The 8,629-nt window shown below is 54.4% G+C and carries 7 protein-coding genes; all 7 read right to left on the bottom strand.

Going from position 1 to position 8,629, the window contains the following annotated elements; translation table 11 throughout:
- Positions 1–357: 357 nt before the first annotated feature.
- The 7 genes from Poly51_RS28150 to Poly51_RS28180 all read right to left on the bottom strand — a co-directional run bounded on the left by Poly51_RS28150 (position 358) and on the right by Poly51_RS28180 (position 6,935).
- Complete coding sequence (locus Poly51_RS28150) at positions 358–1,173, bottom strand: DUF4365 and DUF1817 domain-containing protein (RefSeq protein ID WP_146462301.1); 816 nt, start codon at positions 1,171–1,173, stop codon at positions 358–360.
- Positions 1,174–1,286: 113 nt separating this feature from the next.
- Positions 1,287–1,634: a hypothetical protein gene (locus tag Poly51_RS28155; protein ID WP_146455013.1), complete on the bottom strand. Its 348-nt coding sequence runs from the start codon at positions 1,632–1,634 to the stop codon at positions 1,287–1,289.
- A 730-nt stretch (positions 1,635–2,364) separates the two neighbouring features.
- On the bottom strand, positions 2,365–2,820 hold the full coding sequence (locus tag Poly51_RS28160; RefSeq protein ID WP_146462302.1) for a DMP19 family protein: 456 nt from the start codon (positions 2,818–2,820) through the stop codon (positions 2,365–2,367).
- A gap of 108 nt (positions 2,821–2,928) precedes the next feature.
- Positions 2,929–3,390: a hypothetical protein gene (locus Poly51_RS28165; RefSeq protein ID WP_146462303.1), complete on the bottom strand. Its 462-nt coding sequence runs from the start codon at positions 3,388–3,390 to the stop codon at positions 2,929–2,931.
- A gap of 115 nt (positions 3,391–3,505) precedes the next feature.
- Positions 3,506–3,961, bottom strand: a complete 456-nt coding sequence (locus Poly51_RS28170; RefSeq protein ID WP_146462304.1) for a hypothetical protein — start codon at positions 3,959–3,961, stop codon at positions 3,506–3,508.
- 1,151 nt (positions 3,962–5,112) lie between these two features.
- The gene (locus tag Poly51_RS28175; RefSeq protein WP_146462305.1) at positions 5,113–5,424 is read right to left on the bottom strand and encodes a hypothetical protein; all 312 of its coding nucleotides are present in this window, start codon (positions 5,422–5,424) and stop codon (positions 5,113–5,115) included.
- Between the two features lie 740 nt (positions 5,425–6,164).
- Positions 6,165–6,935: a hypothetical protein gene (locus Poly51_RS28180; protein WP_222435944.1), complete on the bottom strand. Its 771-nt coding sequence runs from the start codon at positions 6,933–6,935 to the stop codon at positions 6,165–6,167.
- Positions 6,936–8,629 lie beyond the last annotated feature (1,694 nt).

Genomic DNA, 8,629 nt, shown 5'->3' on the forward strand with positions numbered 1-8,629 from the left:
GCGTCCAGCAAAACCGTTTGCGGTGGCTGTTGCAACCAAGTCGGCCGTTCCGTCGCCGTCGGCGTGAATTGTTAGATGCAGGCGTCCGGGTTCGCGTAGGTGGCTCATTTCTCAGTCGGGTAACGTCGGTCGTCACCGGGCACGGAGAGACAACTTTCCACTTGTGAAAACGTGCAAGCCGTGCTCCGTGTGCACGACATTGTTATCGGTCGTCCGGAACGAGCGTTGAATCGGTGAGGAAGTCCGCCTGCTCAGCGGAGTCTGGGAGGCCGTTTATGAGAAATGGCTACTATCAAAACCGGCTGTCGACGACCTTATCAATCTGGAAACCGCGTGATGTGCGATTCGATCAGCGCATCAGGCGGATCGCACCCGACCACACCCGTCGTACGTACACCCGAATTCCCCGGATGGGTCGAGCCAATAAATCCACGGGAAGCCGTTCTCCAAAGTCTTGGCGAAATAACTGCGCACCTCTGGGATTTCATACAATTCTCGAGAATCGTTTTGCCAACCCGGGAACCAGAATTCAATACTTGCGCGTTTTTCGAGCATCATCTTTCTAGTTTTTAGCAATTTTGATTGCCAAAGAAAGAGAGATTCATCGTCGCATGCGACCACGCTCTCTTTCTCGAGTGCAACAATTAGGTGGGTAGCAGTTGAGTGGAAGCGATCGCGTGACCATTCCACTTCAAATTCGGTCATTCTGTCAGCAACCGGCCCTGCGATCTCCGTCCACCGTTGTGCAACCGATGCATTTAGTTCGTTCGTGATTGGAATTTCCATCCACCACCGTTCTTCGGAATCAGTAGGGAGTGTTTTTTCCAATTCAAAGTGAGCCCAAGTTCCGTTGTTGCCTGTTTCGTCAAGAACAATAAGAACGACTGGCTGAGCCAAGTTCATGTAGTAGTTTAGGTGCTTGATTTCACCGTCATAACGAATTCCACCGGGCGTTTTCTTGCCAACATAGGAGCTGCCACATTTAATTTGGACTGCGATTCCTTTTCCAGTCACTTGACCGTCTTGAACAATGTCAACGTATCCATCAATTCCGAAATCATCTTCCTGATGAACTGGTCGGAAAATCCAACCGAGTTCACGGTTAACATAGAGATCAAATGCAGCAGCTCCAATACTACCGCGGGTCTGCTGTGTCGTGCGTTTAGGATTCATAATTCAAAGCGGAATAACGGTACGGTTCAGCGGGGCCGCGCGAACGACTCACCACTTCAAAAACGTCAACTCGCGGCCTCCGTTGCAACCGATGGTTCGCCGCTTTTGTGATCTCAGTCGATGAGACGAGTCGCTAGTGCGATTCCCCATGCAAGTGGAAGTAGAGACCCGAATAGTGTACCAGCAGCAATCCATGTCGGACGCCGAATGAGTGCAAGAACCGAAAAACCGAGTGTAAAGAATCCCGAAAGCAGCGCAATTGCCGGCAAAGCAATCAGCACCGTGCCGTGGTGCGCAAATCCAAACAGTGAGCATGCGGATGACAAGACGGTCGCCACAACCCCCGCAAGGAAGCACCGCAGTAGAAATTCTGTGTCGGTTTCAGCTTTTGCAATTTCTCGCTGGCGTTCGCGATCCGCAAGAAGAAAACGTCCACCGCAGAGTAAGTAGAGAATTGCCAACGCGAGAGCGTATTCTACGAGCAAAGATCGGCCACATTTGATTGCGGTATGCGAAATAATCTGTCGGCGAACGGTTGGCATCACCGGGTGGCGGCGAAAATCGTGATTTCGAGAAAACCGCACCACCGCCACTCCGGTGCATGCCGTGGTTATCCCATTGCATTGAATCCGCGTTGGGCAGTGGTGACCACCGTTCGACAGCATAGCGGGCATTGAATCGTGCGGCAAGTTTCGAGCGTTGCCGACCGTCAGCGGGTCGGGCACGGCGACCGAAGGGAGCCGAAACGCGGACTCTCTCGCCAATGGCGAGGCCTGGTGGGAAAAGACAAATGGAGCCATTGGCGAGAGTGTCCGCGTTTCGGCAGCGTGCAGCGGAGCAAACCATTCCAATGCCAGACGAGTTGCAAGCTTCGGGTATTGAGAGAACGTTTGCAGCGACTTGGAGAACGTGACGTTCCGCATCGCCGGAAAAAATAGATCAGCGCGACCAAGAGATTTTCCGGCGATGCGGTACGTCACGTTCGGACCTAATTTCGAGACAACCGTTTGAACCAAAGTCGGCCAGCATCCCCGGCAGTCGGGTGTTGACGATCGAACCGCAACCAGGCAGGATCAGCCGGCACCTCCGCGCATTATTTGGGATAACGTTGGCCATCAGCGGGCACGGAAGGTAAATTGTCCATTGCCAGAAACCGCGCAAGCCGTGCTCCGTTGCATGGCTTGGTTCTGCCTATCTTGTGTCGAGTGAATCATTGTTCTTGCGAATGTAGTTAGCAAGAGCGGATCGCGTCTCTTCGGCCGAGTCCCAGTATAGTGTGTCCGCAGTATCGCGGCCAAGGAACGCCGCGTTAAAGAGTGTGTAAGCAGTTCGGAAGCGGTTGAACGGCCGCGCAATTATTGAAGTCGGCCTGATTCCTAAAGTGCCTTTGAGCGATTTTTGAAAGGCAACAAACCCCTTGCTTGCGCCAATGTCGTTGTGAGCATTCGCTGTGAGTTGGAACTGTGGGTCACCAGGGATTGGGCGTTCGAACATGAACTGAAAACCGCCGTTTCCGATAAGATAGTCCGCCAAGTTTACGAGCAGCACATTGCGATGGATATTGGGCAGCGTGGAAACGTCAATGTCTTGACCGTGGAGCGAAGTCAATTTTTCGACAGTTTCGTGAATAAGGTCATTGTCAGACATGCGAAGTTACGGGCATCCAAGCAGGCAGAACGTCACCCGTCACCGGGCCGGGAAAGTTGATTGTCCATTCGTGAAACCGCGCAAGCCCGGCTCCGGTGCACGGGATGGTTATCCCTTCCGCGTGGGTCGTGCAGGGGATTCGGCCTTGGCAACCGAGAGCATGTTCGCGGTAGCCGCAGCGGACCCAAGTATAGCACCGAGCACGGCGATCATCAGGAAAACAAAGCCGCCGCACAGAATGTTTGGTAGTTTCCAGGCGAATTCGGTCGTAAAGCCTCGGAACAGAAAAAAAGTAGTGGAGGAGTGAATGAAACCGAGAATCAATGCAAGAACGAATAGCGAATTGTCGGGCGATGGCCCAAGCCGGAAAATCCAAGGCGTTCGGAGGTCTGTTCGGTCTACTGAGTCGGCGTAGTGCGGTATCATCCAGATCAGTTCGGGAACCATAATCAAGCTGCAGGTTGCAGCGATGAATCCATGACTCGGAATATCGCCGTCAATCGCGATCGCTAGCCCGCCTGCCGTGATGATAACGGAAACGACGTAAAGGAAAACGGCAACGTAGGTCATGCGTGGAAGTCAGGCTGCGAACTTCAGTGGGATAACGTTACGGATCACCGGGTGGCGGCGAAAGACTCTGCCATTGCCAAAACGCTGGCCACCGCCACTCCGGTGCATCCGATGGTTATCCGCCGGCATTTGTAACGGGTGAAAACATCGGTGGCTCGGAGGAATGTTCAGCAAACGAGAAGCCATTGTATCCGAACAACGTTGATCCACTATCCGTCACCTTCAGATCTTGAAGCGGTTTTTGAGTGAACATCCCTTGAGACGTCGACACGGAAATGTGAACGGTTTGCCCAATCCTCCCCCATTTGCCAGCGGTTGAACCGTAGTCACCCAAACAACCAGTCCATGAGCATTGAAATGTCCCGTCGGGATGTAGGTTCAGCGTCAAGTTTACGCCAAGGCCGTCACCGTCGTAGTAATGGCCGACCAATGCAGGATCAGCAACTGCAGCAGAAGGGAGTGGTGTTGGAGGATTGAGGGCTTCGATGATGGGTCCGCGGAACCAAACGAGCGTGCCGACGACTAGTGCCGCGAGGGCAACGTACGCACGTAGTTTGCGAGTGATGTGCATTTGTTCGGGGTCATTTCAGTCGGATAACGTTGGGGATCAGCGGGGACGCGCGAAAGACTTTCCATTGCCAATCGCTCGGCTCGCGTCCTCCGTTGCATCCGGTGGTTATCCGTCGTTGTGGATTCCCCTGGAGCCACCCAATCCCGAACTAGGTGGAGTATAGAGATCCCAGGATTGCGGTAAAGTCGACACGGATTTGACGCGGGAAAAGAATCCGTCGGGCTCGTCCCCTGGAGCGAGTTTATGTTGCAGTACGCGAAAGTGCAGTTGGCCCCCGTCGGCAGTGGTTACATCGCCATCTGTCATGCTGAGATCAGACAGATTGGCGAACAGGTTGAGTCTTGACGTATCGACACTGGAGACGGAAGAGTACGGAATCGATACACCACTAACGCGAGTGGTCCGAAAGAGTGAGGTTGTCGAGTCGTCAAATGTCACGAAGCCGCCAGCGTTTTCGATTTCCGCAATAAGTTCACGCCGTTTCGCATCTTCACGCAGTGCGTACGCAAAACCGAGGGCTGAAAAAAGGACGCAGATCATCGCACTTCGTAGCGAGAACTGAAGACGATACGATTTAGATTGTCTGCTCAAGCGTCTTTCCAGTCTTCATTCGGATAACGTTTTGCGTAACCGGGTTGCGGCGGTTGACGTTGATTTCAGAGTGGGCTGGATTCGCAACTCCGGTTCACGCATTTGTTATCTGCGGAGGTTTGCGATGCAGTTTGGCGTTCACCCGTTTGAGGATGAGGGTTGCACGACGTGTGCGTTTTACAATCACAGCCAGAGTCGGTGCAAGCACGGGCTACCGAAGAATGCAGGCGAACATGAGGGGCCTTACATTCCGGCTGGATTGTCGCCATGCAGGGATTACGAAAAGGGTTTTGAGTTCATCCCCGGATCATGGGGAAGATTCAAGCCAGTGAGCAGATAACGAATTGCATCAGCGGGCCGGGACGGTTGGGTGTTCCATTTGTGAAAACTCGCAAGCCCGGCTCCGTTGCATGCGATGGTTATCAGACTTACAACGCTGCGCTTCGGGGTGGCAGTGGAGGAACATTCGCCCGCTGCCGCAAGCTTCCCATCTTAACGCAATTTGCCCCGCTCACGGGTGGGAAGTGGGTGGTGTTCCTGGAGATCCGCCGTTGTGGATTCTAACCGAATACCGAAACGATCACGACGACCGCGGGTACAGTCCACATGGCCGCGAGTAAGGCAAACGCTAATCCCAATGATCCGTTTCGGCTACGATAAGTGTTCGGTGCGCAACAGACGCCGACGGTCAATCCGGTCGCGGCGGCGATCGAAAGTGCCAGACTTTGGGGTCCGGGTACGACTGCTGCGGTTAGGCAAAAGGCCAAAGCCGCTGACGCAACCATGGCGAAGGAGTTTTGAAATTGCTGCCTATTCCATTGACGCGAAATGGCGATACCTTCTTCCAACTTCTGCAAGTCTAGGTTTGACATTTCAGATGCTCCTCGTTGTTCGCTTGAGGTTGAACGCAAACAGGGCGTGGCCATGTTGCCATCAGATCGACGCGCGTCAGTCGGATAACGTTTGCCATCACCGGGTGGCGGGGGACGACGTGACTTCGAGAAAACCCGACCACCGCCACTCCGGTGCATGGCTTGGTTATTCGGTTCCCAGTTCCGCTTAGCAGCGGACAGCACTTGGCCATTGTATTGGGCGGTGAAATCGAAGACAACCTTTCCGGAGTTGGTTTCCGCTACGGGCTTGGCGCGGTGACCAGCGGGAGGCGGAAACGGGGTTGTCGTCACCAATGGTGAGTCCCGGAGGGGATAGACAAATCGAACCATTGGTGACGTGAACCCCGTTTCCGCCCGTTGAAGCGAGGCAAATGCTGCCAATGCCGAATGAGTGACCGTAGATGGGCGTTGCCAACCGCTGGCCTTAGCTTGGAGATCGGGACGTTCCGTATCGCCGGTGACAATGAACCAGCGCGACCAAGAAAGTCACCGGCGATACGGTACGTCCCGATCGGCCTGGCCATCGAATAGACAGTTGAAACAGAGCCATCCAGCGTTGCCGGCAGTCGTGTGAGCCTATCACGCATCCGGCCTTGAGCGAGGATTGGCGTCGACGACCAAAGTGTTGCAGCCCGAATAACGGCAGGGTTCACCGGGCCGCGGCGAACAGCATTGATTTCAAAACCCGCGCGACCCGCGGCTCCGTGTGCAACCCATTGTTATGCCCACGGTAGGGTTCGGCGTCTAGTTGCCAGCGTCGCAATTCGTTCGGCCAATTTTTGTTGCAGCTCGGCCCGACCTTCAGCGTTGTCATGATACGCCAAGTATCTATGGTGCTGCAAGTCAAACGGAATGTGATCAGCGTTCTGCGTTATTGGGATGACGTGCTTCCCAAGAGCGTGGGCAAGTCCAGCCTCGTAAAACACGTTGGGATTTTTACCCGTGAAATCGCAGATGACAATGTATGAAGCAAATATCAACGAAAAGACGTCTTGGATTACGGTAGAATTGTCCCATATGTCATCCGCACGTTTGCAGTCGAAGCCGTTCTGGGCTGACGCATTTTTGATGGCGTCATAAACTGACGAGAATCCACCAGAGAACGGCATCATTGCAGATACAAGGTTGTAATCAACCGACCCCTGCGGCACATCAAAGACAAGCGGGCTGAAGACAATTCTTCGCAAGTTGTTGTCTTCGCTGGAAATAAACTCGCCAGCTTCTGGGCATTTTGATTGGACGAATTCGGTGATAACTTCGAGATTGGCTGGATCAGCGTGAACCATCTGTTGCAAGAATTCAAGTGCGAGGCCCTCGTAGTCTTCGTCACCCCAACTTAGGCTTCGCAACAACCGCGGATGGTTGTTGACGCGGTCTTGGAAACCAGTCATCAGGCCAAGTTCGCGCCAGTGGGATTCATTGAATCCGTCGACCACCTGATTTTTTAGTCCGATGATCTGTTTGCCAATCGCAACGCTATCCATTTTCATAAAAGTCTCGGTGGGCATAACGTCTCACATCACCGGGTGGCGGCGATTGACGTGATTCCAAAGAAACGTGACCACCGCCACTCCGGTGCATGTGTTTGTTATCGGCATTTATGAACGGGCATTGGTCGAGCATCGGGCAGCGGTTGCCACGCCGCCACAGTTTAGCGGGACTTGGTTCACGCGGCAAGCAATTGGGCGTTGACCGGGTCGGCAGTAAAACGGCAATTGTCATCCGACAGTGCTTGTTGACGGTAAACGAAGGATCAAAAGCGTTGTCGCTTGATCAGCAAACGAAAACAGCGAACACGTTCAAGAATTGCGAGCGGCTTGGAGGGAGGAAATCGCAAACGGAGGATCAATGCGTTTGACTCGCAAATTCGCTAACGCGAATGCCGAACGACAAATTTCCAATCAGGCGTTGCAGCAATCGCTAGTGCGAGCGAACGCGTGAAACACCTGAGACGTCAGTCCGATAACGTCCGGATTCACCGGGTCGGGAGAGTAAAGTCAACCATTTGAAAACGCTCGCAAGCCCGACTCCGGTGCAATCCATGGTTATCCCCGATCATGTGTTACGAGGCGGACCGCCAGCGAGCATGGGCCGCGCGAGCGGTAAACAAACGACGGAACGTCGCCGGCATGACCCCCGCGAGGGGAAAACAACGGCGGGACGCCGCCAGTCTGGACTTCGTCCACGTCGGTGACACCCGTCGAAGTGTGATCGTATCAAAGTGTGTCGAGTCAGGCAAGTTTCCTCGAGTGGACGTTCGGGATGAGTCAAGCGCAGCCAATCGTCGAGCATTGAGGCAGCGCACCGATCGTCGGGCACAGGATCGAGCGCACCAATCGTCGAACGCAGGGGCAGCGCACCAATTTCGGACATGAAATCACGCGCACCAATGCCCGAGCATGAAGACCGCGCATCTCCACGCGCCCAGTGGGATAACGGTTGGCATCACCGGGTGGCGGCGAACGTCGTGAATTCGAGAAAACCGCACCACCGCCACTCCGGTGCATGCCGTGGTTATCCCATTGCATTGAATCGAGCATTAAATCAGCGCTGGGCAGTGGTGACCACCGTTCGACAGCATAGCGGGACTTGAATCGTGCGGCAAGTTTCGAGCGTTGCCGACCGTCAGCGGGTCGGGCACGGCGAACGAAGGGAGCCGAAACGCGGACTCTCTCGCCAATGGCGAGGCCCGGTGGGAAAACACAAATAGAGCCATTGGCGAGAGTGTCCGCGTTTCGGCAGCTTGCAGCGGAGTAAACCATTCCAATGCCGGACGAACCGCAAGCTTCGGGCATGGTAAGACGTTGGCAGCAACTTGGAGAACGCGACGTTTCGCATCGCCGGAAAAAATAGATCCGCGTGGCCGGAAGATTTTCCGGCGATGCGGTACGTCACGTTCGGAGGTGATTTCGACGCAACCGTTTGAAGAAAAGTCAGTCGGCATCCCCGGCAGTCGAGTGTTGCCGACCGAACAGCTACGAAGCGAGATCGGTCGGCACCTCCGCGCATTAGTTGGGATAACGGTTGGCATCACCGGGTGGCGGCGAACATCGTGATTTCGAGAAAACCGCACCACCGCCACTCCGGTGCATGCCGTGGTTATCCCATTGCATTGGATCGAGCGTTGAATCAGCGATGTGCAGTTGCGACCACCGTTTCACAGCATAGCGGGCATTGAATCGTG

This window comes from Rubripirellula tenax, assembly GCF_007860125.1.
GTDB lineage: Bacteria > Planctomycetota > Planctomycetia > Pirellulales > Pirellulaceae > Rubripirellula > Rubripirellula tenax.

What these genes read in the sequence shown, in the direction of transcription:
- Poly51_RS28150 (WP_146462301.1), bottom strand. Translation starts at nt 1,173, where the DNA reads ATGAATCCTAAACGCACGACACAGCAGACCCGCGGTAGTATTGGAGCT.
- Poly51_RS28160 (WP_146462302.1), bottom strand. Translation starts at nt 2,820, where the DNA reads ATGTCTGACAATGACCTTATTCACGAAACTGTCGAAAAATTGACTTCG.
- Poly51_RS28165 (WP_146462303.1), bottom strand. Translation starts at nt 3,390, where the DNA reads ATGACCTACGTTGCCGTTTTCCTTTACGTCGTTTCCGTTATCATCACG.
- Poly51_RS28170 (WP_146462304.1), bottom strand. Translation starts at nt 3,961, where the DNA reads ATGCACATCACTCGCAAACTACGTGCGTACGTTGCCCTCGCGGCACTA.
- Poly51_RS28175 (WP_146462305.1), bottom strand. Translation starts at nt 5,424, where the DNA reads ATGTCAAACCTAGACTTGCAGAAGTTGGAAGAAGGTATCGCCATTTCG.
- Poly51_RS28180 (WP_222435944.1), bottom strand. Translation starts at nt 6,935, where the DNA reads ATGAAAATGGATAGCGTTGCGATTGGCAAACAGATCATCGGACTAAAA.